Source organism: Thioalkalivibrio sp. (assembly GCF_041690275.1).
Classification (GTDB): domain Bacteria; phylum Pseudomonadota; class Gammaproteobacteria; order Ectothiorhodospirales; family Ectothiorhodospiraceae; genus Thioalkalivibrio.
On sequence record NZ_JAWLHP010000017.1, the window covers coordinates 1 to 22869 of the forward strand.

The window sequence follows — 22869 nt, forward strand, 5'->3', positions numbered from 1 at the left end:
CCGCTCCTACAGGCCCGGCCCTGGTGGGAGCGGCCTCTGGCCGCGATGGCCCCAGGCACCCAGAGTAACGCCGCATCGCGGCTGGAAGCCGCTCCTACAAGCCCGGCCCTGGTGGGAGCGGCCTCTGGCCGCGATGGCCCCAGGCACCCACGGCAACGCCGCATCGCGGCTGGAAGCCGCTCCTACACGCCCCCGTGGGAGGCGAGCCGTCTCGGGGACCTTGGCTGTAACCGATTCATCACCCCGACGTCACACGGTTGACAAGCGCAGAGCGCACAGTGCACGCATGAACGGTTCCATGCTGCACCTGCGACAAACGGACGTCGCCGCTTCCGGGCAGACGGCACCTCGCCGTCGGCGGGTTACGGTCGTCACCGAGACCTGGCCACCGGAGGTCAACGGGGTGGCGATGACCATCCACCAGCTGGTCGACTGGCTGAGCCGCCGGCACGAGGTCTCGCTGATCCGCGTGCGACAGCGCGGCGGTGATCGGGGCATCACGCTCCCCGGTGTAACCACGCGGGTGATGCCGGGCGTGCCCGTGCCGCGCTACCGCGAGCTGCGCATGGGGGTTCCCTCCACCCGCGCCCTGAAGCGGCTGTGGCAACGGGAACCTCCCGACATCGTGCACGTGATCACCGAAGGCCCGCTGGGCTGGTCGGCCATCCGTGCCGCGAACGCGGCCGGAATCCCGGTGATCAGCGACTTCCACACGAATTTTCACCAGTACACCACGCACTACGGCATGGGGCTGTTGCGACCGATCGCGCTGCGCTACCTGCGCAGCCTGCACAACCGGACCCGCCTGACACTGGTTCCCACCCGGATGCTCGCAGACGATCTCGAACGGGCGGGCTTCCGCGGCCTGGATGTGCTGGCGCGCGGCATCGACACCGAGCGGTTCAGCCCCCGCCAGCGGCAGGAGACGCTGCGGGCACACTGGGGTGCGAAGCCGGACGACCCGGTCCTCCTGATGGTCAGCCGCATCGCGCCGGAGAAGAACCTGCCGCTGGCGCTGAAGGCCTTCGAGCAGGCCCGCGCACGCGCAGCCGGAGCCCGCATGGTGGTCGTCGGGGACGGCCCCGCGAGGGCCTCATTCGCCAAGGCTCACCCCGATGTGCACTTCGTCGGGATGCAGACCGGCGAGACCCTGGCCGAACACTATGCCTCCGCCGACATCTTCGTGTTTCCGAGCCTGAGCGAGACCTTCGGCAACGTGACCCTGGAGGCAATGGCCAGCGGACTGGCTGTCGTCGCCTTTGACTACGCGGCGGCACGGGAGCATATCGCCGACGGCCGGAACGGGCGCTCGGTTCCGTGTACGGATGCGGCAGCCTTCGCGGACGTGGTCGCCGAACTTGCGCTGGACCGCCTGCAGACGAAGCGCCTCGGCAACGCCGCGCGCGAGACCGCGCTCGCAATCGACTGGGAACGGATCTGCGAGCGTTACGAGTTCTTCCTGGAGCAATGCGTGGAGGCCCCCGATGGCTGAACCGATGCTTACCTCCTCCTCACCCGGGTTCGCGCGAATCCAGGCGCTGGACCTCTTCCTTTGCAGCCTGCTGAACCGGGCCAACCGACGCGAGCACGTCGGGCGCCTCTTCGCCCTGTTCAGCCGGCTGGGCGACGGCATCTTCTGGTACACGCTGATCGCGCTGCTGCCGTTCCTTCACGGTGCCGGGGCAATAACCATCAGCCTGCACATGGCGCTGACCGGCCTGGCAGCCCTGCTGATCTACAAGTGGCTGAAGGCGCGCACCAGCCGTCCGCGGCCGTTCATGGTCAGCGATGCAATCATCCGCCGCGTGCCGCCCCTGGACGAATACAGCTTTCCCTCGGGCCACACGCTGCATGCGGTGGCCTTCTCGCTGGTGCTGCTGAGCCACCTGCCCGAGTGGTTCTGGGTGGTGGTCCCCTTCAGCGTGCTGGTCGCGGCCTCGCGGCCGGTGCTCGGGCTTCACTACCCGAGCGACGTGCTGGCCGGCGCAATGATCGGTGCGCTGGTGGCGGGCAGCTCGATCGCGGCTGCCTCCCTGTTGCTGGCCTGACCGGCCCGCGACCGGCGCCGTCTTCCTGACGGCGGACCGGCCCGGGCTCAGACCAGCGGCGGATCCTGCGCCACCGCGAGATTCAGTGCCCGCAGCTGCGGCATCTTCTTCTGCTGATGATCCTGCATGCGATGCAGAATGCGATCCAGCGTACGCAATGCGGAGACAATGAACGGACCCTTGTTCAGCATCACGCACTCGGCCCGCACCGACATGGCGGCATCGCTCAACTCCGGACGCGAGACGGCCCCGGTCTTGGCCATCGTCTCCAGCACCTGCGTGGCCCAGATCACCGGCACGTGACCACCCTCGGCCAGCCAGAGGATCTCCTCCTGGATCTCCGCGAGCCGCTCGCCGCCCACCTCGACCGCGAGATCGCCGCGCGCGATCATGATCGCCAGCGGGTAGCGCCCGATGGTGCTCAGCATGATCTCGGGAAGATTGCGCAGCGCGCGACCGGTCTCGATCTTGGCCACGATCGCCAGCGCCCCGGCACCGCGACGCTTGAGCTCTTCCATCAGCACGCGCATGTCCCCTGCACTCTCGACGAAGGAGAACCCGACCAGGTCGGCATGGCGCACGACGAAGTCGAGATCGGCCAGATCCTTTCGGCTCAACGGCCCGAGACCGAGCTCGGCACCCGGAAGGTTGATCCCCTTGTCGGCGCGCAGGCGAAAACCGTCCGGCGGGGCATGTGTGACCCGCAGCGCGACGAAATCCGGTCCCGTTGACTCCACGACCGCGCCAAGCCGCCCGTCGTCGATCCAGACCGCCTGCCCCGGATGCAGCCGCGACAGAACCCGCGGCGCCGTGATGCCGATGCGCGCCGGTTCGCGCTCATTCCCCTCCGCGTCCCGCAGGGGGGGACGCCCGGGGAGCTCGGGTCCCGTCAGCTGCAGCGCATCCCCGAGATGCAGACGGATCTTCACCGGAAGCCTGCGATGTCCGCTCAGGTGTACGGAATCGTCTGCCACCCGCGTCCAGCGACCGTTCTGCCGACGCATCAGCCGCATCGCCGTAGCCGGGCCAATCACACTGGTCCTGCTGCAGTGAACCAGCCAGCCCAGGCCCTCGAGATCCCGTTCCGCCACCAGGCGCCGGTTCCGACCGCGCAGGTCCGTGAACTGCAGGCGGTCGCCCGCCTTCATCGCCGCGAGGACCCATTCCTCGGCGACCAGACAGACGTCCGCCAGCCCATCCGGCAATGCATGGTGCGCGGCAGCCGTCACCAGGGCCACCGTCAACGGTTCCCGCCCCCCTGCAGCCGCGCTCCGTCGCGGTCGCAGGCGGGTGGAGGCCGGCGCATCCTCCAGCGGCCCGGTGCGGAGCTTGTGGCCGGCGAGATCCATCAGGATCCGGCAACCCCGGCCCACGCTCGCCTCCGCGCGGCGGATGTTTTCGATCATGTGCCGCCAGACCGGCAGGTCATCGTGGGCGCAGTTGATGCGTGCACAGTCCATTCCCGACTCGAGCAGGGCCCGGACAAGGGCCTCGTTCGACGCCGCCTCGGACGGCATCGTGACCATGATCCGAGCCGTACGCCGCGGCTGCGGCGGTCCGAAGACATTTCTCGTATTGAGCGTCAACAGGTCGTTACCGGCATCGAAGCCGGGAGTTGCCGCGGGCTCCAGTGGCGGGACCGGTTGATCGCATAGCACAGCGAGGACACCGATCACCTGGTCGATGCTGGCGAGCACGTGGGCCTCGACACGGCCGAGCGAGGACAGGCCCTGCCGCGCCAGCCGAAGTTGCAATGGCCGCAGGTCGCGGCAGCGCAGCGCCAGGTAGTCGGCCAGGTTGCGGGCGCTGACCGCATACGTCCCATCGGCGTCGGCCCAGGCGTACCAGCGCAGACGCTGGGCCGCGTCTTCGAGGACCTCCCCGCGCAACGCAAGCATCTCGGAAAGCAGGGCACGGTATTCCGCGGCCGCGACGGCAAGCTCAGATTCGATCATGGCCGCGGTGTTTAGCATGACTGGATGACACAAAGATGACCGTTTGATGACCACGTCCTGCAGCATCGAACCCCGTGATCCCTGTCCGTGGGACAGGGATCACGGGGTTCGGAGCAGATCCCGGTGGCATTCACCTGGCGGAGACCCTGGCAGAACCGGGATGGGACCTCAACATTCACGGTGCTGTCAAGGAATTTTCAAGGAGCTGTCACTCCAGGCCCGCAAGCTATGCGGACCCGTAAACGGAGAGCATGTTGATGCCGCAACCCGCTGAATACGGACCCTGGGCACCGGCTCCCCGCCAGGCCCTGGTAACGGAACTGGCCTCCACCCCGGCGGATGTGCTGGCCTCTCAGCGGCTGCGCTACCGGGTCTTTGCCGAGGAGATGGGCGCCCGTCTCCCGACCGCCGACCAAGGCATCGACGCGGATGACTATGACGCATTCTGCCGCCACCTGCTCGTACGCGAGGTTGATACCGCCGAAGTGGTCGCCAGTACCCGCATCCTGGTTTCGGAGGATGCACCAGCCGCGGGCGGTTTCTACTCCCAGGGCGAGTTCGACCTCGGTGCGCTGGTGGATCTTCCCGGTCGTGTGATGGAGGTCGGACGCACCTGCGTGCGCGCCGACTACAGGACCGGCTGGGCCATCAACGCGCTCTGGACGGGCCTGGCAAGAGTGATGACCCGGGGACGCTTCGACTTCCTGATCGGTTGCGCGAGCATTCCCTTCGTGCCGGGTGACAAGGCGGCGCACGCACTCCTGCACCAGCTCTACGCGAACCACCCGTCGCTGCCGGAGTATCGCGTCCGTCCGCGCTTCGCGGTGCCGGCCCTGCCCAGGGCATCCGCTTCGCCGGCATCCCTGCCCCCCCTGCTGAAGGCGTACCTGCGGCTCGGTGCGCGCATCTGCGGCGAGGCCTGCTGGGATCCGGACTTCGGGGTGGCCGACGTCTTCATTCTCCTGGATGTCAGGGACGTGCCGGATCGATATCGCCGTCATTTCCTGCGGGAACCCATGCTGGTACCGTAGTCCCATCCCTCGATGCAACCGACCCCTTCGCCCCGGTCGCGTCCGGGGCACCGAAGACCTTCGCCGGAGCGTTCCCGCGTATCATCCGAGCTGTCCTTCCAAGCCAGCGAGTCTGACAGCCGGCCGCGAGCCAGCCGTCGCAACGGAGGCCCATGCGTATCCTGATGCTCTCGGATGTCTACTTTCCGAGGATCAACGGCGTCTCGACCTCGATCCAGACATTCGCCCGTGACCTCGCGGACATCGGTCACGAGATCGACCTGCTGGCACCCGAGTACCCGCACCGCCCGCCCGGGCGCGAGGCTGCGATCGAGCGCATACCCTCGCGTTACCTCTTCTTCGATCCGGAGGACCGGATGATGTCGGGCCGGACGATCCGGCGGATGCTGCCCACGCTCAGGTCCCGGAATTACGATCTGGTCCACATCCAGACCCCGTTCGTCGCCCATTACAGCGGCATCCGTATCGCCAGAGGGCTGGGCATACCGCTGGTGGAGACCTATCACACGCATTTCGAGGAATACCTCTACCACTACCTGCCCTGGCTGCCGGCGCGCTGGTTGCGCGCTGCGGCACGACGCTTCACCCGAAGCCAGTGCAATCAGGTGGATGCGGTGGTGGTGCCCTCCTCGCCCGTGCGGGACACCCTGCTCGCCTACGGCGTGCAAAAGCCCCTCCGGGTCATTCCCACCGGCCTCGACATGCACCGCTTCCGCGGCGGGGACGGCGCGCGTTTCCGGCACGCACAGGGCATCGCGGCGGATCGCCCCGTGCTGGTCCATGTCGGGCGTGTGGCCCACGAGAAGAACGTCGATTTCCTGTTGCGGGTGCTGCAGCGGGTGCGGGTCGCGGTCCCGGAGGTGCTGTTGATGATCGTCGGGGAGGGGCCGGCGCGAAGGCACCTCGAAGGACTGTCCCGGCAGCTCGGGCTGGAGTCCAACGTGCTGTTCCTCGGCTACCTGAACCGGGAGCGCGAGCTGCTCGACTGTTACAGCGCGGGCGACGTCTTCGTCTTCGCCTCGCGGACGGAGACGCAGGGCCTGGTCCTCCTGGAGGCCATGGCGCTGGGCGTCCCCGTGGTGGCGCTGGCCGAGATGGGCACCCGGGACATCCTGGCGCCGGGACGTGGCGCACTGGTTGCCCGGGAGGATCCGGAGGACTTCTCGGCAAAGGTCCTGCAGCTGTTGCAGGATCCTGGGTTCCGCCGAACCATGGCGGATGACGCACGCGACTACGTGAAGAGCTGGTCGGCGCCCCTGCTCGCAGAGCGCATGCTCGATCTTTACCGCAGCCTGCTGTAGCGTCGCCGGCCGTTCCGGGCGCGGGCTGTAACGCCCCTGTCATGGGTTGCTGTGAGACTGCGCAACGGTCGTCGGAGTCCCCGTTCCGGGAGACGGGCCCTCTCGCCGATCACGCGCCGGGGGCATCATCAGCGGCCGACCCGTGCGGCTTGCCTGGGCCGGCCGCGAGCTGCCCCCCTGCGCAGGGAAAAACACCCATTCATCGAGAGAACAGGAGGCGATAATGTCGATCCGCGTGGGCATCAACGGTTTCGGGCGAATCGGGCGTCTCGCACTGCGGGCCGCCTGGGGCCGCGCAGACCTCGAGTTCGGGTTGATCAACGAGAAGGGTGGTGACGGCACCGTTTCCGCGCATCTGCTGGAATTCGATTCAGTGCACGGACGCTGGCCGCGTGCGGTGTCCGGCGAGTCAGACCGAGTCGGCATCGATGGAGAATGGATCGCGCACGTCAGTCACGACGCGCCGGGTGCCGTACCCTGGCGCGAGCACGGCATCGACCTGGTGATCGAATCCAGCGGACGTTTCCGCAACCTGGAGACGCTGGCGCCCTACTTCGACGCGGGGGTCCGCAAGGTCGTGGTCGCCGCGCCGGTCAAGGACCCGGGCGCGCTGAACGTGGTGGTCGGCGTGAATCATCACCTCTACGAACCCCGCCGTCACCGGGTGATCACCGCCGCCTCCTGCACCACCAATTGCCTCGCCCCGATCGTGAGCGTGCTGCACGCGGGCATCGGGATCCGCCACGGTTCGATCCTCACGGTCCACGACATGACCGCCACGCAGTCGCCCGTCGACCGGCCACACGCCGACCTGCGGCGCGCCCGAGCCGCCGGTGTCTCGCTGATTCCCACCACCACCGGCTCCGCACGGGCCATCGGCGACATCTTTCCGGAGCTGAACGGACGTCTGAACGGCCACGCGGTCCGGGTCCCGCTGATGAATGCATCCTTGACCGATTTCACCTTCGAGGCGGCCCGCGAGACCACCACCGACGAGGTCAACGGGCGGCTGAAGGCCGCGGCGGCGGCCGGACCGCTGGCGGGTATCCTGGGTTACGAGGAGCGCCCGCTGGTCTCCGCCGATTACCGGACCGATCCGCGCTCGGCGATCGTCGACGCCCCATCGACGCTGGTGATCGACGGCACGCAGGTGAAGGTGCTCGCCTGGTACGACAACGAATGGGGCTATGCGAACCGCCTGGTGGAGCTGGTCGAGCAGGTGGCGGCCTCGATGTAGCACCCAGCACCGAATATCGTCCCTGACCCCGCAGCTTCGGACTCAACGATGGCATACAGCAATCACCGCGGACTCACCCGCATCATCAAGGCCTTCGGCTATTCCTGGAGTGGGCTGCGTTCGACCTTCCGGCACGAGGAGGCCTTCCGGCAAGAACTGCTGCTGTGCCTGGTGCTGATTCCCGCGGCCTTGTGGCTCACCGATGTCGGCGTCGAACGCGCGCTGCTGATCGGCAGCCTGTTCCTGATCCTGATCGTGGAACTGCTGAACTCCGGGATCGAGGCGGCCATCGATCGCTTCGGTGACGAACTGCACAAGCTGTCCGCGCGCGCGAAGGACATGGGCTCCGCCGCGGTGCTGCTCTCGTTCATCAACGCCGGGGCAATCTGGCTGCTGGTGTTGCTGTAGGAGAAACGGCGGGAACGGCGGGCGGGAACGGGGACAGATTTATAAATCTGTCCTAGACTGCCATCAATCCACTTTTTATCAGTGTCTTGGAACGCCTTTCTTAGAAAAAATCGTCAGAAAACCTTCAACCCGATGCCATGGATACGTAACGGATGAAGAGCAGGCTGGCCGCATGTTGAATGCCGGAGTCAAGCCATGTCTTCCTTCGACTGCCGAACCGCCTTCGTATCCGACGTCCACCTGGGTACCCGCGACTGCCGTGCCGCCTACCTGCTCGATTTCCTGAAGCGCCTCGACTGCGACCGGCTCGTACTGGTCGGCGATGTCTTCGACCTGTGGGCGATGCGCCGCCGCGTGGTGTGGACCCGGGAGCAGTCCGCGATCCTCGAGCATGTGTTCGCCCTTGCCGAGAACGGTACCGAGGTCATCTACATACCCGGCAACCACGATGAACACATGCGCCGCCTGATCGGCTCGGAGATCCGGGGCGTTCGCATCCTTCGGAATATGGAACACGAGACCGCGGACGGGCGGCGCTTTCTCGTGAGCCATGGCGATGAATTCGACGATGAAGTCCGTCACAGTCGATTCCAGCACCACATCGGAGACCTCAGCTATCAGTTCCTGCTGCAGATCAGCTACTGGGTCGACCGGCTTCGAAGGCGGATGCAGCGGCCCTACTGGTCTCTGTCCACCTGGGCGAAGACCCGGGTGGGGCGGGTGCGCGACTACATCGGCCGCTTCGAGGCGGCCGCCACCCGCGCGGCCCGCGAGGGCGGCTACGACGGGTATATCGGCGGCCATATCCACAAGGCCGCGATCAGCCCGCGGCACGGCATCCTCTATTGCAACACCGGAGACTGGGTGGAGCACTGCACCGCCCTGATCGAGGACCATGGCGGCTATCTGCACCTGGTGCACTGGTCCGACCACGCGCGGCTGGATGCCAGCGATAGTGGTCGAACGGGCGCCGGACGTGACACGGGACGTCTGCCACCTGAACTTGCCTGGTTGTATGCCGCGGCGGCCACAACGACCACGTTACGCTGACCCCATGCCAGGGACTGTGGTTCTTACGAAGGACTTCGGACCGCCCCGTTCGCGCGCGAACAACGGTGGATCCATGGCGCCATGGTCAGCATCGCGTTCGCCAACCCCCGGACCTTTGCGATAAGGCGGCACCCGATCCCGCAAGATCGCGATCCCGAGCGTGAAGGCAATCGTCCAGCGCTGATGAAAGAGACCGGACTGGCCCGAGCGCGTGCCCGGGCCAGTCACTTACCTCATGGCCGGTAGGCGAGATAGGTCTCGAGCGTCTCGGTATCGACGCCGCGCAGCGTCGCATTCCGCGGACCCGCGCCGATCTTCGCGACGTGCTTGCCGCTCTTCTGCTGTCCAGGCTTCAATACCCAGAGACGGCCGTCCTCAGCCTGCACATCGAACCCCGGCTTTGCCGCCAGATATTCCAGCGCGGTATCCATGTCCAGGGCACGCAGCGTCCTGTTCTGCGGACCCGCCCCAATCAGCGTCACATGCTTGCCACTCTTCTCCTGCCCGGGTTTCAGGACCCAGACGCGACCATCCTCCAGTTCCACGTCAAACCCGGACTTCGCAGCCAGATACTCGAGCGCAGTGCCCTGATCGAGCGCGCGCAGGGTCATCCCCTGAGGACCGGCGCCGATTAGCGTCACGTGCTTACCACTCTTTTCCTGTCCCGGCTTCAGCACCCAGAGCCGGCCTTCCTCCACCTCCACGTCGAAACCGGGCTTGGCCGCGATGTACTCGAACGCGGTGTCGCGCTCGAGCGCCCGCACGGTCATGCCGTGAGGGCCGGCGCCGATAAGGGTCACGTGCTTGCCGCTCTTTTCCTCCCCGGGCTTCAGCACCCAGAGGCGACCATCGTCCACCTCGACTTCGAATCCGGGCTTGTCATACGGCCCCGCCGCCGCCGCTGTGGGCTGAGCGGAACCCGACGTTTCCTTCATTGCGCTCTGGCAACCGCTGAGCACAGCGCCGCCAACCAGCATGGCGATCAGCGCGAATGAAATGCGATTCATGGTTCAGATTCTCCAGTCTAGAGTTGGATGGGCAAAGTGGCGGCTCGCGCGCCAGTTCCGAAAGGTAACGGGACTTCGTGACAGGTTGGTGACTCAATGACGGATTGGCGGTAGGAACCGGCCCGCGACATCCACAGGGTGGCTTGCGGATAAAAGACCCCGCAGGTACGCGTGACCTGCGGGGTTCCTTCACTGTGCAACGCCTGTTCAGTCGCCGACGGGTATCAGCCGTTCGTTGACGTCCGGCGGCACGTCGTAGGCAGTGGCGTCGTCCGGATGAAACGCCTGCAGGTATTCAGCGAGGGCATCCTGTTCGCCTCCGGTCGGCGAGAAATCCGCCAGGCCGGGGTCGTTTTCGTCAAACCGTGCCTCAAGAAGCGAGGCGAAATCGGCGTCCACCAGCCCATTGAACGGCCAGCCGCTGCCGCAGTTCTCCGTCGCGAACTCACTGCCCTCAGGCGCCGCACAGGCCGACAGGAAGTCGAGCGCGACGACGCGGTAACTGTTCCCGGTCGCCTGTGTCACGCCACCCGTGACGACGGTCTCCCATCCGCCGCCGCAGGCCCCGGCGTTCCAGTCGGCAAGGCAGACCTCCATTTCCCGAACCTGCTCCCCATCGGTGCCAAGGCCCTGATTGGTGTCACCATCGGTTCGTTCGTCGAAGTCGCGGTCGAACTCGACACGCAGACCAGCGGTATGCCCGAAGTTACCCTTGACCAGCTCCTCCAGCAGATCGCGCAACTCCCCCGCGGTCATGTCCACAAGGGCAAGGCCGTTGTTGAAGGCCAAAGAGGTCTGGATGTCGAGTTGCGAGATGCCGCCCTCGGGCTTGCCGAAGTCATTCGCAGCCGGGGGCAGAAGCACCACCTCGTCCTCTTCCCCCGGCGGCACGCTGACGATGCCGATCGGCGCCCGAATGCCACCACCATTCTTTACCGAGACCAACGGCGGGTTGTCGGTATCCAGGAGTCGCGCGTACCACAGATTCGCATCCGCGGTCAGGTTGCCCAGATTGGTCTCGCGACTGCGCACCTCGGAGCGGCGACCCTCGAGGAAGACCGAGGTGGTGCCAAACGCGTCGCCGTCGAGCTCACCAAGGATCTCCCGGATCACTTCGGCAACCTCCACGACCTCCGGGATCGGCTCGGCCTTGAGTTGCTCCACGACCGCCGGGATGGCGGCCCAGGCACCGTTCTCCGCAGGATCCAGCGCATCGGTCAGGATGACCCCGTCCGGATCAAACTCGACCACGAGGCGGCCCAGGTAGTTGTAGTCGCCCGCCGTATTGACCAGAAGAACCGGCTCACCGGCCGCACTCTCAAAGACCTCCGGGTAGTCACCTGCGGCGCTGTCTCCGTCACGGAGAAGGTCATTGCTGTCGGCCAGGAGGGTGTTGGATCCCCCGGCAACGATGATGTCCACGTCGCTCAGGCGCGGAGCCAGTTCACTTTCCACGTTGATCCGCTGCATATGCGCGGCGAGGATGATCTTGTTGATGCCTTCCGCCGTAAGCGCATCCACTTCTTCCTGAATCACTTCGGCAAGCGCATCGAAGCCCGCTGCATCCTCCTGGAATGGGCTGGGTGCCAGGGTCAGGTCCCCCACCGAGGTGATGGACGGCAGTGTCGGGGTCACCGCACCGACGACACCGATGGGCTCGCCGTCCACCGTGATCACGACGCTTCGCGCAAGGGAACCGGGCGGCAGACTGCTGGCCTCCTGGCGCGGCGCCTGCAGCAACGGCGCGGTATCCGAGGCGGCCGTGAAGTCGATGTTCACCGAGATGAAGGGCCAGAGGGCGCCGGGGTAATCTCCATCAGGTTGGATGATGCCGGCAAAGCCCGACGGTCCGGTATCCAGGTCATGGTTGCCGACGGACGTCACCTGCACGCCCATCCGATTCTGGATCGCGATCTCGCCGCGGCCCTGCCCCGGCTCACCAATCACCGCAGCCATGCGGTCATCATCGCTGGCCTCGAAGATCGGTCCGGGAATGTAGTTGTCGCCGGAGCTCAGCAGGAGCGTGCGATCGGGGGCCTCGGAGCGGAAATGATCCACCAGGGCCGAAAACTCGTCGACGTTGAACATTGCGGCAGTGCCGCCGCCGTCCACGTCTGCGAAGTGCAGCAACTGGAGTTGAAACGGTTCATCGGTCGTGCCTGTGGAACTGCTATCGCAGCCTGCGAGCAGACCTACTGCGAGAGCCGTAGCAATAGCGGCGTGAAGAGCCCTACGATGCATCATTTTTCTCCTGGGGGTGTAAAAGGGTTTCCAGAACAGTCCTGCAGCGGGTCACCGCTTACGACCCCTTGCTCGAAGCGAACGACGGGAGCAGCGTCACTCGAAGACAAGCACCCGCTGCGCGCCTTCGATACGGCCACCGTGTCCAGGCTCATGGCCGAGACATGAAGGAACTCCCTGCGCGGAATACGTCGCATCGCACCCATTCCGGAAAGCAATCGCCGTCAAGGCTAGCGTCCCCGCATGACACCGCCGTGTTGGAATCGTGAAGCTCCCCGGACGAATAAATGACATGGCAACGACGCCGGCCGTCACGGTATTCAGCGCCCATGAACCGATTCTCGGGTCGGACGCCCGCGAACACACGGTCGCCAGCACCCGCGGCCAGGACGAGGCGCAGTCAGAGGTGGTCGGGAGACACCCCGAGGCCAACAGAGCGGATGTCATCCCTTGCCGACGGCTTTGCCAGACTGTTTCGCATCAGCAACTCGGAAACCGAGCGGAGGCTGTGGTCGAAACCGATCCAGACACCATCCGGCCAGCGCCAGGTCACGGTGCCCGAAATGTGGCTGTTCTCCGCGAGGGCCGGTTCCGCGCCATCGGGAAAGAGCACCCCCACAGATCGCCCGGCCAAGGGCCCTGTGTATTCCAGAAACACGCCGTCACGACAGAGCTTGCGCGTCTGCACCTTGATCGGGGGGTTCTCACCGATCCTCAGCCAGACCTCTGTGCGTACCCGGATACAGTCCTCGTCACTGACGGTCATGTTTCCCCCTCCCGCGAGGCGGGTCCAAGGGTGGGCGGCGGTCCCGGCACACTTTGCGGATTTTCGCGTACAACTCCGCCAAGCCTGCCGGGTTCCAGAAAGTCTCCTCTCACCGGGTTTCAGCATGATGAATGTTCCGTGACTGGCGAAGGCATCCGTGCGCGCGGGAGGCTCGACTTCACGAAAATGCAATTTTGCTTTGATATTGTTATAGATTTTTTTGACGGTAGCGTGTGGCCATCGGGTTGGAGTATAAAAGAGGTGTGCCCGCCTCTATGGCGACAAGAGGGTGTGGTGCGAGTGGTTGGACGAGGTCGCCGTGGAGTATGTGATCATGCCCAGAAAGATCGGCGAAAACAGCGCGGAAGCCGCCACCAAGGCGGTCGAGACCGAAGAGGAGCTCAAGGACTCCAGCACAGTGCTTGAGGGTGCTGCCGACGCCGTTGGAGACGCTGTCGAAGCGAGCGCGGAAGCCGTCTCTGGCTTGCCTGCAGCCATCCGTGACGGCGCCAGCGACGCGCGCAGGGCAGCTGCCGAAGTCCTTCCTGCAATCGGCGCCATGGCGCAGAAGGGCGTTTACAACGGCTTCTACTTCGGGACCTATGGTGTGGTGTTTGGCACGCTGGTGGTGAGCCGTTTTGTCCCAGGCAACAACACGGTTGGCCAGGGAATCCGTGACGGCGCGGTGGCGGCCCGGCAAGCCTTCGAGACGCACGAGCACGCAGCTCACTCGAAGCCTGCCGATGGACTCTGACGCGGGCGCCGCCGTAGCCGGCGGCTTATCAGCGGCTGAGGCTGCGTAACGGTCGTTGCGCAGCCTCTAAATACCTTCGTTTGCAATACCGCTGGCAGTGGAGATCCGAGCAGCGTCTCCAAACGCTGCCCCTTCCGCAGAGGGTGTTCATCCGCGTGTATTCCCGGAGGTGCCTCTGTTGGCATCCGGGGCGAATCCTGGCCGATCCTGATCCAGCCGCTGATAGGCGGCCTCGATCGCCGCTTCCCCGTAGTGCCGCTCGAGGCGACGAATGAGAAAGTGGGCCCGCGCGGCGTCGGTGAAGTGCTGCATGAAGACCAGGTTGATCGCCGCCCCGCCCGCAGCCCCGATCACCGGAATGACCTGCGCCGCCGCCTTGTTCGACACCGCAATCCCGAACCGGCTGGCAATCAGACCCAGAAGACGCGCGAGCACCGGGGCACCCTCAGCCCGCAGCCCATGAGCGGTAACGTGGTGCAGTGCGCTCGACACGGACAGACTGAGGGCCAGGCGTATGCCGTAGTACCCGGTGTCGGCCGCGTCGTCGTCTTCGGTGCGCGCGCCGAGCGCAAAGACCTGGATGCACGCGAGCCGAGTCTCCATGCTGGACAGGTCCTCGCCCTCCGATCGCGCCACCGAAGCGATCGCGCGAAGCATCACCGTCGTGGTGACCGGCAACTCCAGCAGCAGGCCGGGCAGACCGAAGAAGCCTCCCGCCGCTCCGGTGGTTGCCGCCAGCATACGGTGTCGGGTCACATGGCCATGCCGGTCGCGCTCGGGATGCAGGGTCGTGATCGCCGCATTCAGCGCTCTGCGCAACCCCCTGTCGACGCCGCGCTGTACCTGGTGGTACCAGGACACGGGCAGCAGCTTGAACCCCACTTCCACCGGGGTGCCGATCACGCTGGTCAGACGGGCCGCGAGACTGGGGTGTTCGAGTTCCTGGTGGGCCCAGAGCAGTGCCAGGTAGTCTTTTTCGCTGATGCCGGGAACGAGTTGTCGGGGCGCGGGAATATGAACGGACTCAGTCATGATGAAGGTCCTGGCGGAGGAACTGACGCGATGCCATTTGCACGTTCCCCGGAGGCCTCAGATCTGTGCCTCCAGAGTAGCACAGGCACCAGCGGGCAAGTCGGAATCTCGTCGCGCAACCCGATTTCCATCGGCAAATCGGCGCCGAGGGACACGTGCGAACAGCCTTCGCTGGGTGGAACTCGCCCGGTATTCTCATCGCGGTTCGGGATGCGCAGAAAGCGCCGGATAACGCCTATGCTTAAAGGGGTGCTGGTGGAATTATGGACGGCACGAAGTGACAGGAACGTGACAAGAGTCACGAGGTTCGGCGATGTTCCAACTTGAAGGCGTGAAGGTAAAATGGATCCTGCCCGGTCGCGTCACATTGCGGATCGACGACCTGATCGGCAAGCCGGGATTGGCCGAAAGCCTGAAATCGGATATCGCGCCAATCGACGGCGTCAAGCAGATCAAAGTCGATGCCGATTCCGGCACGGTCACACTGCGTTACGACCGGAAGCGCATCGGGGCACCCGACTCCGTGACCGCGCTGCTGGCCGCACTCCGACGGAATTTTCCGAACCGCGATTTCAGCAGCATTGAGAGCTGGGCTCGCGGCGGCAAGGCATAACGACGGGAGGTAGTTGCAATGGCTGTGTTGAAAGGTGATACCGCGAAGGGGGTCATGATTGGCGTCGGCCTGGCCTTCACCGCGCCGCTGCTGCTGGCGGCCTTCAGCGGATTCGCCCGCCCGGCGGCCCGGGCCGCGGTGAAGGCGGGCCTGCTGGCCTACGAAAAGGGAATGGAGACGGCGGCCGAGTTCGGCGAACTGGCGGAAGACTTGCTGGCCGAGGCCGAGGCCGAGATCGAGTCCGAGCGTGCGGCCCCGGACACGCCGCCAACGGAGGCGGCCACGGAGCCGTCGGCCACTCCAGAGACCCCGCCGGACACCGGCACATCGGCATGAACGACACGGCCTACCTGGTCCACCAGGCACCCGGACGGCTGCGCCTGCGGGTTCCCGGGATGCGCGGTGAGATCCCGTTCTTCCACGATATGGTGGCGCGGATCAGCCCGCTCGAGGACATCGAGGCGGTACGGGCGAACCCGGACACAGGTGGAGTCCTGATCCTGCATCGGCGGGACACCCAGCAGGCCGTGCTCGATCGCGTGGCTTCGGTGGTCAACCTCACCGAAGAGCAGTATGCGCCGCCCAGCGCCTTCAGCCGTGCCGCGAGCGGGCTCGGCAAGCTCGATGAAGTGATCGCCAGGGAGACCAAGGGTGGCAGCTCCCTATCCTCGGTGATCTTTCTGGTGCTGGTGGGCCTGGCGCTTGCGCAGATCGCCCGGGGCCAGGTGATGGCGCCCGCGACCTCGCTGATCTGGTACGCGCTCGACCTGACACGCGTGAAGCGAACACGCGCACACGGCGACTAGTGGGCCATGCGGAAAGTTCGGTACCAGATCGCTTCGCCAGAAGCGCCGGCGCTGCGTTGGGCCAGTTTGAAATAGGCCCACTATTCCTGCCCTTGCCCTCCTTGCTCCGGCCCTTCTGGCTGTGCTCCATAGTCACCGAACTTTCCGCATGGCCCACTAGGAGACCGCTCTTCGCAGGACTTCCACGAGGTCTTCGCGCTCCCACGGGAGGTCCAGATCGTCCCGGCCGACCTGTCCGTACACTGCGAGTCTCCGAAAGAGGCACCCTCCGTTTTGTTTCACGATGTGCTGCAGTCCGAAACGGCGCAGGATCGCCGCCAGCCGGAGGTCGGCAGCCGCCTCCAGCCGCTCGCGGATCGTCTCCTCGGGGATAAGCGCAGTACCGTAGGTGTGCACCTGAACGCTCACCGGTCCCGGCAGACCGATGCTGTAGGTCAGCTGCACCTCACACTCCGACGCGAGTCCCGCCGCAACCACGTTGCGGGCCAGGTGGCGGGCCGCGTAGGGCGCCACCCGGTCGATGCGCAACGGGTCCTTTCCCGAGAAAGCCGCGCCGCTGTGGCGCGCGTACTCTCCATACGCGTCGATCGCCGTCTTGCGCCCGGTCAGGCCGGAGTGGAGCGCGGGCCCCCCGCCAACGACCGGCCCCTCGGGATTGATGAAGATCCGGGTTTCGTGATCGAGCCCCAGGCCACCGCTGGCGAGGACCGGGCGAATCAGGCGCTCGCTGAGCATCGCCTCCAGCGTCCGGCTATCGGGCCTTCCCTCCGACCGCTGGCTTGCGACCAGGGTTACGCTGTGAAGGCGGGTCGGTACCCGCTGTTCGAAGGTCACGGCGACCTGGGCCTTGCCGTCCGGCATCAGGAAGTCGAAATCCGGTTCGCTGCGAAGCCCGTCGAGACCCCGGGCCAGGCGGTGCGCGGTTGCGACCGGAGCCGGCATGCGCTGCGGCGTCTGGCCGCAGGCGTACCCGAATGCAGTCACGTTGTGCGAAGCGAGCACGGAGTCCAGAGCGGAATCGTCGGCCAGTTGATCGACGTCCAGTCGCTGGTAGGCGGGGCCCGACAGCTCCTGAATGCTGGTCATGATCGTGCAGTCGCGGGCGTTGAAGCCCGCAGCGCTGGTGTAGCCGAGATCCGCGATCACCGAGCGTGCCAGATCACCGGCATCGAACCGGGCCTGGCTCGCATGCCGGACCGACAGGAACAGAATGCTGGAGGCGATCGCGCATTCGGCGATCACACGCGAGAGGGGGTCCTCCTCCAGCATCCGGTCGACGATCGCGTCGCTGATCTGATCGCAAAGCTTGTCCGGGTGGCCCGGCGTTACCGACTCGGAGGCAAAAACAAACGCTCTGGACATCATCCGTTCTCCGGTTCGTCGTTGACGGATAGTGGCTCCGCCCTCCGCCCACGGCGCAGCTTCGCAGCCTCGTTGATCACCAGGGGTAGCAGCGCCCCGGCTGCGGCAACCGCCAGATCCGCCGGTCCAAGGGGCGTGGTACCGAGGAGCTTGCGGATACCCGGAATCAGTCCGGCCGCAAGCTGTGCCGCCAGCGAGACGCCCAGTGCGGCCTGGAGGCGCGGGTTCCCCGGACGCGACCTCGGGTTGAACACTCCCCGGCTCCGGGAGCGACATACGATCGCATGCAGCAGCTGCGCAACCGTCAGGGTGGTGAACGCCTGGGTGCTGGCGCGCGGCCCCTGCCCGTAACGGCCGAGTGCGTAGGCATAGCTGGCCATCGTGCCGGCACTTATGACGCCGGACTCGATCCCCATTTGAATCAGGTCCTGCCGGCGGATGATGCTCTCGTCGCGCGCCCGAGGCGAGCGCTTCAACACGTCCCGCTCAGGCGGCTCCATCGACAGTGCGAGACCGGGAAAGATGTCGCTGATCAGGTTGATCCACAGAAGCTGCATCGGATTCAGCGGGGCTCCCTTTCCCAGCGCGAGCCCGGCCAGCATCACCTCGATCTCGGTGAAGTTCGTCGCGAGCAGGAAATGGATCGTCTTGCGGATGTTGTCGTAGATGCTGCGCCCCTGGGCGATCGCCTCACCCATCGTGTGCAGGTTGTCGTCCTCGAGCACCACATCGGCGATGGACCTCGCCACGTCCGTGCCAGAGCAGCCCATCGCGACACCGACATCCGCGGCCTTCAGCGCCGGACCATCATTGATGCCGTCTCCGGTCATCGCCACGACCCGGCCACCTGCCTGCAGGGCCTGCACGATCTGCAGCTTGTGAGCGGGACTGACTCGCGCGAAGACGTGAGTGTTTTTGACCAGGCCGGCCAGCAATCGCGGGTCCATATTCTCCAGCCGGGACGCCTCGAGAATGTTGAGCGGCTTGCCGTTGCTCAGGCCCAGCTCGTGCCCGATCGCGGCGGCGGTTGCGCCCTGATCCCCGGTGATCATCACGGTCTCGATCCCGGCCTCGTGATAACGGCGCATCAGTTCAGGCATTCCTGAACGCAACGGATCGACCATGCCGATCATTCCAGCCCAGACCAGATCCTCGGGCCGTGGCTCCTCGGAGCCGTGAACTTCGGCGTAGGCAACCCCCAGCACCCGCAGCGCGTTGCCTGCCATCCATTCATTCTCGCGCAGCAGGCGCTGGCGCATGTGATCGTCGACCGTCGCGATGCCGTCGCTTCCATGCAGCCGGTTGCATCGTGCGACGACCTCTGCCGGGCTCCCCTTGATCGCGATCAGGAAACCGCGTTCACGCCGGTGCACGCTGTACACGTAGGGGCGCCCCTCCGCCCGGTGCCGCAGGGACAGGCGCGGGTGCCGCCGGTGGAGACCCGGCACATCGATTCCAGCCTTCAGTGCGAGGCGCACCAGCGCACTCTCGGTGGGTGAACCTTCGAGCCATGGCTCCTCTCCCTCGCCCTGCACCTCCGTTTCGCTGCACAGGGTGGCGATCTCGAGAAGGCGTCGCAGGTCCGGCTGCTCGGTGAAATCGATCACCGCCGCCTCGCCCTCCCGAGGCGACCCCCCCACGCTCAGTCGCTGACCTGCAACATGGGCGCTGACCGCGGTCATCCGGTTTTCTGTGAGGGTGCCGGTCTTGTCCAGACAAAGCACCTGCAACGCACCGAGGGTCTCCACCGCGTCGAGGTGACGCACCGCGACACGGTGGCGGCGCATGTTGTTGATGCCCAGCGCCAGCGTCGTAGTCGCCACGGCGGGCAGACCCTCGGGCACCGCCGCCACCGCCAGCGATACGGCCGATTTCAGCATCGGGATCAGCGCTTGTCCGCGCAGCAGACCGACTGCAAACACACCGACGCAGACCGCTCCGGAGAGCAGTGCCAGCTGAGTTCCCAGCATTCCCAGTTGCCGCTGCATGGGGGTCTCGGGGGATTCGGTCGCGGTGACCATCGACTGGATGCGGCCCAGTTCGGTCTGCAGACCGGTACCCACGGCGACGGCGCGGGCATCACCGCCGGTCACCAGCGTGCCCATGTAGGCCATGTTGTGCCGCTCGGCAAGCGGGATATCCTCCCGCGCCAGGACCCGGGCGTGTTTCGCAACCGGCACGCTCTCCCCGGTCAGGGCCGACTCGTCGATGCTCAGATGCCGCGCCTTGAACAGGCGCAGGTCCACCGGAACGTGACTTCCGGGACGCAGATGCACGACATCGCCGGGCACGATGTCCTCCACCGCAACCTGCTGCGAGTGGGCGGCGCGAATCACCGTTGCGTCCCCGGGCGCATAGCTGCCCAGCGAAGCGATCACGCGCTCGGCCTGCCGTTCGGTGAAAAAGCCGATCGTGGTATTGGTCAACACCACACCGCCGATCACGAAGGCATCCACGACACCCCCTGTCGCGACCGACACCGCCGCGGAGAGGCCCAGCAGCCCTACCGGTAGATTGAAGACCTGTCCGGCCAGCATTGCCAGGCCAGAGTGACCCTTCGGATCAGGCAGCCGGTTCGGCCCGTAGCGCGTGCGGCGTTCGTGCGCCTCTTCGCGTTTCAGGCCGCTGGGACGTGACTGCAGGTGCCGGAACACCGACCGGGGTTCGTGAACGTGCCATGCAATCGACGGCGGCACCTCGTGCGTCCCGCCGGCACGGGTGTCCGCATGTTGAGCCGAGCCGGCCACCCACCGATTCCGGCCGTGCGCTTCATTACGCGGCGCAGGCAACAAGCGCTCGGCGCAGGCGCCAATCCAGTCGAGCATGTAGTCGATCGATTGGTCGCGCGGGAACCGCAGCAGCACCGTTCCGGTGCGGGGATTGGCACTGACCTCCGTCACCCGGTCGTCGGCGCGCAACGCCTCGCGCAGTTGCCGGCAACGATCAGGCCGGCGATGCAGACCGTCCACTGCCACGCGTATACGTCCGGGCACCGCTGAGCCGATCTTCAGCGGATGGGCCCGCGATAGCGCCGATGAATCCGTTGCCCTATGCTCAAACATCGCCATGGAGGAGCTGGATCGCCAGGCTCGACCGTCCCGTAAATCTGTGAGCCTTCATTAGTATGGGCACAAATGTCGCTGTGCTTGCCACCTTGGAACGGGAGCCGAGAGATTTTCTTTGCGGGCATCGAGGCAGGCGGGGTGACGGATGAGCGGATGGACCGTCTGGGTGCAGTTCGCTGCCTGCATCGCGCTGATCGGGATCGCGGGCGTGCAACTCACCCGCTACGGAGATGCGATCGCGGACAAGACCGGAATCGGCGGTACCTGGATCGGCCTGGTGCTGATCGCGACGGTGACCTCGCTGCCGGAACTGGCCAGCGGCATCAGCGCCGTCACGCTCGCGAACCTCCCGGACATCGCGGTAGGCAACGTCCTGGGCGCCTGTGTATTGAATCTCTCCGTTCTTGCGCTGCTTGACCTGCTGCACCGGCGGGAATCCATCTACCGCGGCGCGAGCCGCAGCCACATCCTCGCGGCCGGCTTCGGCGTGGTGCTTCTTGGCCTGACCGGCTTCGGCCTGCTGACCGGCGACGTCGCTTCCGGGTGGGTCCTGGGGCACATCGCCTTCTACTCACCGTTGTTGCTGCTCGGCTATGCAGTCGCGATCCGGGCCGTGTATCGGTACGAGGCGACACATGTCGAGGAATTCACCGAGGCGGAACCGGACCAGTACCCGGGGATGACGCTCCGCGCGGCCCTTCTGCGGTATTTCGTTGCCGCAATGGTCGTTGTAGGCGCGGCGTTGTGGCTGCCGTTTGTCGGCGAAGGCATCGCGCGGCAGATGGGCTGGTCCCAGGGCTTCGTGGGTACGCTGTTCATCGCCTTCGTCACGACCGTGCCGGAACTCGTGGTGACGATCTCGGCACTGCGCATTGGTGCGGTGGACATGGCCATCGGGAACCTTCTCGGCAGCAACCTGTTCAATCTGCTGGTGCTGGCCGTCGACGACCTCTTCTATCTGCCCGGATCTCTGCTGGCCGCGGCCTCACTCGCGCACGCGGCCACCGCCTTTGCAGTGCTGATGATGACCGGCGTGGTCATCGCCGCCCTCTTCTATCGCCCCCAGAAACGGCTGTTCCGCACCATCGGCTGGCCGAGCCTCATACTGCTGGGGATCGCGGGACTGAACGGATACATCGTGTTCCTCCACGGGTGAAGCCGACGGCCAGGGCCTTGCAGATCATGATTTCACGAAACCTTCACCCATCGCGTGCTAGATTCCTATGGTATGAGTGGCCAAAGACCCATCGAATCAAACGTGAGGGATGAAGGCATGAAGGATGACAGCGGGTCGAAACAGGACAAGGACCAACCGGTGAGCTACGAGAGCGTCCGGCCGTTCCTGAAGGCCAGCCTTGAGCAGATCATCTCTGCCGGGCGTGGCGTCCGGGACATGGCGGAGTTCTCGGCGGAACGTCTGGGCGACAAGGCCCTTCCCCTGGTGAACCGCTTTCTGGCCGAAGTGCGCTCCGGTCAAGTCAAGATCAAGGGATTGACGGATTCAGTCCATCAGAGCCTGTTTGATGGCCGCCCCAGCCCCGAAGAACGGGAACGCCTCATCCGCGAAGCGGCCTACCTTCGGGCCGAACAGCGCGGTTTCGTCGGCGGCTCCCCGGAAGAGGACTGGGTGGAAGCCGAGCGCGAGATCGATGAACGATTGGCGGCGCAGGAAGGGCTGATCGCCCGCGGCCGCCATGCAATCGAGTCGGGCGCAGTCGCGGCAGAAAGTGGCGCCGAGGCAACCTACGGCCTAGTCCGGCAATGGCTGGCAGGCCGCGAGCAGCGCACGGAAGAGGCCCCCCGGCGCCTCGACGATAAGTCCAAGTCATCTCCCGAGGACCCGAAGGACAGCACCGCAGCCGGAAGCGCCAGCGAACCCGGCCCCACCACCGAGGAACCAGCGGCCAGGACCAGAACCCGCCGTGCTGCACCAAGGGCGAAGAAGGAAGGTCAGACCGGAGCGCCGGCCAAGGCGGCGGGAACCCGCGCCCGGAAGCCGCGTTCTCCGAAGACACCACCGACACCCTGAGTCAGACCGGCGCGGCAGGGGATGTCGGATATCGGATAGCGGCGATCTCCGCCCGTGCCGCCACTGCTACCACATCCGCTTCCAGAGACTCTGGAAGCTTTGACCCCGGCCCCCCCCAGCAGCCAGGCGAGGTGCAGGAATCAAGGCGTTCATTGAGGGAGCCG

General features: G+C 65.8%; 20 protein-coding genes. 13 read left to right on the forward strand and 7 right to left on the reverse strand.

What is annotated here, in order from left to right:
* The first annotated feature begins 298 nt into the window (after positions 1–298).
* Together ACESMN_RS04710 and ACESMN_RS04715 are read left to right on the forward strand one after the other, a co-directional pair.
* Entirely contained in the window at positions 299–1492 is a 1194-nt protein-coding gene (locus ACESMN_RS04710; protein ID WP_373052438.1) for a glycosyltransferase family 4 protein, read from the forward strand.
* The gene (locus ACESMN_RS04715; protein ID WP_373052439.1) at positions 1485–2048 is read left to right on the forward strand and encodes a phosphatase PAP2 family protein; all 564 of its coding nucleotides are present in this window, start codon (positions 1485–1487) and stop codon (positions 2046–2048) included. Before ACESMN_RS04710 ends, ACESMN_RS04715 begins: the two co-directional genes overlap by 8 nt.
* 47 nt (positions 2049–2095) lie before the next feature.
* Here ACESMN_RS04715 and ACESMN_RS04720 read toward each other — a convergent pair whose 3' ends face one another.
* Complete coding sequence (locus tag ACESMN_RS04720; RefSeq protein WP_373052440.1) at positions 2096–4003, reverse strand: pyruvate kinase; 1908 nt, start codon at positions 4001–4003, stop codon at positions 2096–2098.
* A 257-nt stretch (positions 4004–4260) separates the two neighbouring features.
* Between ACESMN_RS04720 and ACESMN_RS04725 the strand changes: the two genes are divergently transcribed.
* The 5 genes from ACESMN_RS04725 (at position 4261) to ACESMN_RS04745 (ending at position 9030) form a co-directional block, all read left to right on the forward strand.
* Positions 4261–5034, forward strand: a complete 774-nt coding sequence (locus ACESMN_RS04725; protein ID WP_373052441.1) for a GNAT family N-acetyltransferase — start codon at positions 4261–4263, stop codon at positions 5032–5034.
* A 152-nt stretch (positions 5035–5186) separates the two neighbouring features.
* Entirely contained in the window at positions 5187–6335 is a 1149-nt protein-coding gene (locus ACESMN_RS04730) for a glycosyltransferase (protein ID WP_373052442.1), read from the forward strand.
* Between the two features lie 223 nt (positions 6336–6558).
* Positions 6559–7572, forward strand: a complete 1014-nt coding sequence (locus tag ACESMN_RS04735; RefSeq protein ID WP_373052443.1) for an ArsJ-associated glyceraldehyde-3-phosphate dehydrogenase — start codon at positions 6559–6561, stop codon at positions 7570–7572.
* Positions 7573–7620: 48 nt separating this feature from the next.
* Entirely contained in the window at positions 7621–7980 is a 360-nt protein-coding gene (locus tag ACESMN_RS04740; protein ID WP_373052444.1) for a diacylglycerol kinase, read from the forward strand.
* 195 nt (positions 7981–8175) lie between these two features.
* Positions 8176–9030 carry a UDP-2,3-diacylglucosamine diphosphatase gene (locus ACESMN_RS04745; RefSeq protein ID WP_373052445.1) on the forward strand — a complete coding sequence of 285 codons (855 nt, stop codon included), beginning with the start codon at positions 8176–8178 and terminating at the stop codon, positions 9028–9030.
* A gap of 233 nt (positions 9031–9263) precedes the next feature.
* Here ACESMN_RS04745 and ACESMN_RS04750 read toward each other — a convergent pair whose 3' ends face one another.
* The 3 genes from ACESMN_RS04750 to ACESMN_RS04760 form a co-directional block, all read right to left on the reverse strand.
* On the reverse strand, positions 9264–10037 hold the full coding sequence (locus ACESMN_RS04750; RefSeq protein WP_373052446.1) for a hypothetical protein: 774 nt from the start codon (positions 10035–10037) through the stop codon (positions 9264–9266).
* 207 nt (positions 10038–10244) lie between these two features.
* Complete coding sequence (locus tag ACESMN_RS04755; RefSeq protein ID WP_373052447.1) at positions 10245–12167, reverse strand: 5'-nucleotidase C-terminal domain-containing protein; 1923 nt, start codon at positions 12165–12167, stop codon at positions 10245–10247.
* Positions 12168–12678: 511 nt separating this feature from the next.
* On the reverse strand, positions 12679–13044 hold the full coding sequence (locus tag ACESMN_RS04760) for a hypothetical protein (protein ID WP_373052448.1): 366 nt from the start codon (positions 13042–13044) through the stop codon (positions 12679–12681).
* Between the two features lie 304 nt (positions 13045–13348).
* Between ACESMN_RS04760 and ACESMN_RS04765 the strand changes: the two genes are divergently transcribed.
* A complete protein-coding gene (locus tag ACESMN_RS04765) occupies positions 13349–13798 on the forward strand; it encodes a hypothetical protein (RefSeq protein WP_373052449.1) in 450 nt (149 codons plus the stop codon).
* A 147-nt stretch (positions 13799–13945) separates the two neighbouring features.
* Here the strand turns inward: ACESMN_RS04765 and ACESMN_RS04770 are convergent, their stop codons facing one another.
* A complete protein-coding gene (locus ACESMN_RS04770; RefSeq protein ID WP_373052450.1) occupies positions 13946–14830 on the reverse strand; it encodes an EcsC family protein in 885 nt (294 codons plus the stop codon).
* A gap of 313 nt (positions 14831–15143) precedes the next feature.
* Here ACESMN_RS04770 and ACESMN_RS04775 point away from each other — a divergent pair, with 313 nt between their 5' ends.
* Genes ACESMN_RS04775 through ACESMN_RS04785 form a run of 3 tightly spaced genes read left to right on the forward strand, consistent with a single transcriptional unit; the run spans position 15144 to position 16249 of the window.
* Positions 15144–15443, forward strand: a complete 300-nt coding sequence (locus ACESMN_RS04775) for an HMA2 domain-containing protein (RefSeq protein WP_373052451.1) — start codon at positions 15144–15146, stop codon at positions 15441–15443.
* 18 nt (positions 15444–15461) lie between these two features.
* Positions 15462–15779: a DUF5132 domain-containing protein gene (locus ACESMN_RS04780; RefSeq protein ID WP_373052452.1), complete on the forward strand. Its 318-nt coding sequence runs from the start codon at positions 15462–15464 to the stop codon at positions 15777–15779.
* A complete protein-coding gene (locus tag ACESMN_RS04785) occupies positions 15776–16249 on the forward strand; it encodes an HMA2 domain-containing protein (RefSeq protein ID WP_373052453.1) in 474 nt (157 codons plus the stop codon). Before ACESMN_RS04780 ends, ACESMN_RS04785 begins: the two co-directional genes overlap by 4 nt.
* 156 nt (positions 16250–16405) lie before the next feature.
* On the opposite strand, the gene metK is transcribed toward ACESMN_RS04785, so the two are convergent.
* Both metK and ACESMN_RS04795 read right to left on the reverse strand, forming a co-directional pair.
* Positions 16406–17611 carry a methionine adenosyltransferase gene (gene metK, locus ACESMN_RS04790; RefSeq protein WP_373052454.1) on the reverse strand — a complete coding sequence of 402 codons (1206 nt, stop codon included), beginning with the start codon at positions 17609–17611 and terminating at the stop codon, positions 16406–16408.
* Positions 17611–20586: a cation-translocating P-type ATPase gene (locus ACESMN_RS04795; RefSeq protein WP_373052455.1), complete on the reverse strand. Its 2976-nt coding sequence runs from the start codon at positions 20584–20586 to the stop codon at positions 17611–17613. The genes metK and ACESMN_RS04795 overlap by 1 nt, the downstream gene beginning before the upstream one ends.
* 235 nt (positions 20587–20821) lie before the next feature.
* On the opposite strand from ACESMN_RS04795, the gene ACESMN_RS04800 reads away from it, so the two are divergent.
* A complete protein-coding gene (locus ACESMN_RS04800) occupies positions 20822–21832 on the forward strand; it encodes a sodium:calcium antiporter (RefSeq protein ID WP_373052456.1) in 1011 nt (336 codons plus the stop codon).
* A gap of 117 nt (positions 21833–21949) precedes the next feature.
* Complete coding sequence (locus tag ACESMN_RS04805; protein WP_373052457.1) at positions 21950–22705, forward strand: DUF2934 domain-containing protein; 756 nt, start codon at positions 21950–21952, stop codon at positions 22703–22705.
* Positions 22706–22869 lie beyond the last annotated feature (164 nt).

Bases quoted from the DNA above. Each gene is read 5' to 3' on its own strand.
- ACESMN_RS04715 (WP_373052439.1), top strand. From the start codon at position 1,485: ATGGCTGAACCGATGCTTACCTCCTCCTCACCCGGGTTCGCGCGAATC.
- ACESMN_RS04750 (WP_373052446.1), bottom strand. From the start codon at position 10,037: ATGAATCGCATTTCATTCGCGCTGATCGCCATGCTGGTTGGCGGCGCT.
- ACESMN_RS04785 (WP_373052453.1), top strand. From the start codon at position 15,776: ATGAACGACACGGCCTACCTGGTCCACCAGGCACCCGGACGGCTGCGC.
- ACESMN_RS04805 (WP_373052457.1), top strand. From the start codon at position 21,950: ATGAAGGATGACAGCGGGTCGAAACAGGACAAGGACCAACCGGTGAGC.
- ACESMN_RS04725 (WP_373052441.1), top strand. From the start codon at position 4,261: ATGCCGCAACCCGCTGAATACGGACCCTGGGCACCGGCTCCCCGCCAG.
- ACESMN_RS04745 (WP_373052445.1), top strand. From the start codon at position 8,176: ATGTCTTCCTTCGACTGCCGAACCGCCTTCGTATCCGACGTCCACCTG.
- ACESMN_RS04730 (WP_373052442.1), top strand. From the start codon at position 5,187: ATGCGTATCCTGATGCTCTCGGATGTCTACTTTCCGAGGATCAACGGC.
- metK (WP_373052454.1), bottom strand. From the start codon at position 17,611: ATGTCCAGAGCGTTTGTTTTTGCCTCCGAGTCGGTAACGCCGGGCCAC.
- ACESMN_RS04775 (WP_373052451.1), top strand. From the start codon at position 15,144: ATGTTCCAACTTGAAGGCGTGAAGGTAAAATGGATCCTGCCCGGTCGC.
- ACESMN_RS04770 (WP_373052450.1), bottom strand. From the start codon at position 14,830: ATGACTGAGTCCGTTCATATTCCCGCGCCCCGACAACTCGTTCCCGGC.
- ACESMN_RS04735 (WP_373052443.1), top strand. From the start codon at position 6,559: ATGTCGATCCGCGTGGGCATCAACGGTTTCGGGCGAATCGGGCGTCTC.
- ACESMN_RS04780 (WP_373052452.1), top strand. From the start codon at position 15,462: ATGGCTGTGTTGAAAGGTGATACCGCGAAGGGGGTCATGATTGGCGTC.
- ACESMN_RS04720 (WP_373052440.1), bottom strand. From the start codon at position 4,003: ATGATCGAATCTGAGCTTGCCGTCGCGGCCGCGGAATACCGTGCCCTG.
- ACESMN_RS04740 (WP_373052444.1), top strand. From the start codon at position 7,621: ATGGCATACAGCAATCACCGCGGACTCACCCGCATCATCAAGGCCTTC.
- ACESMN_RS04760 (WP_373052448.1), bottom strand. From the start codon at position 13,044: ATGACCGTCAGTGACGAGGACTGTATCCGGGTACGCACAGAGGTCTGG.
- ACESMN_RS04710 (WP_373052438.1), top strand. From the start codon at position 299: ATGCTGCACCTGCGACAAACGGACGTCGCCGCTTCCGGGCAGACGGCA.
- ACESMN_RS04800 (WP_373052456.1), top strand. From the start codon at position 20,822: ATGAGCGGATGGACCGTCTGGGTGCAGTTCGCTGCCTGCATCGCGCTG.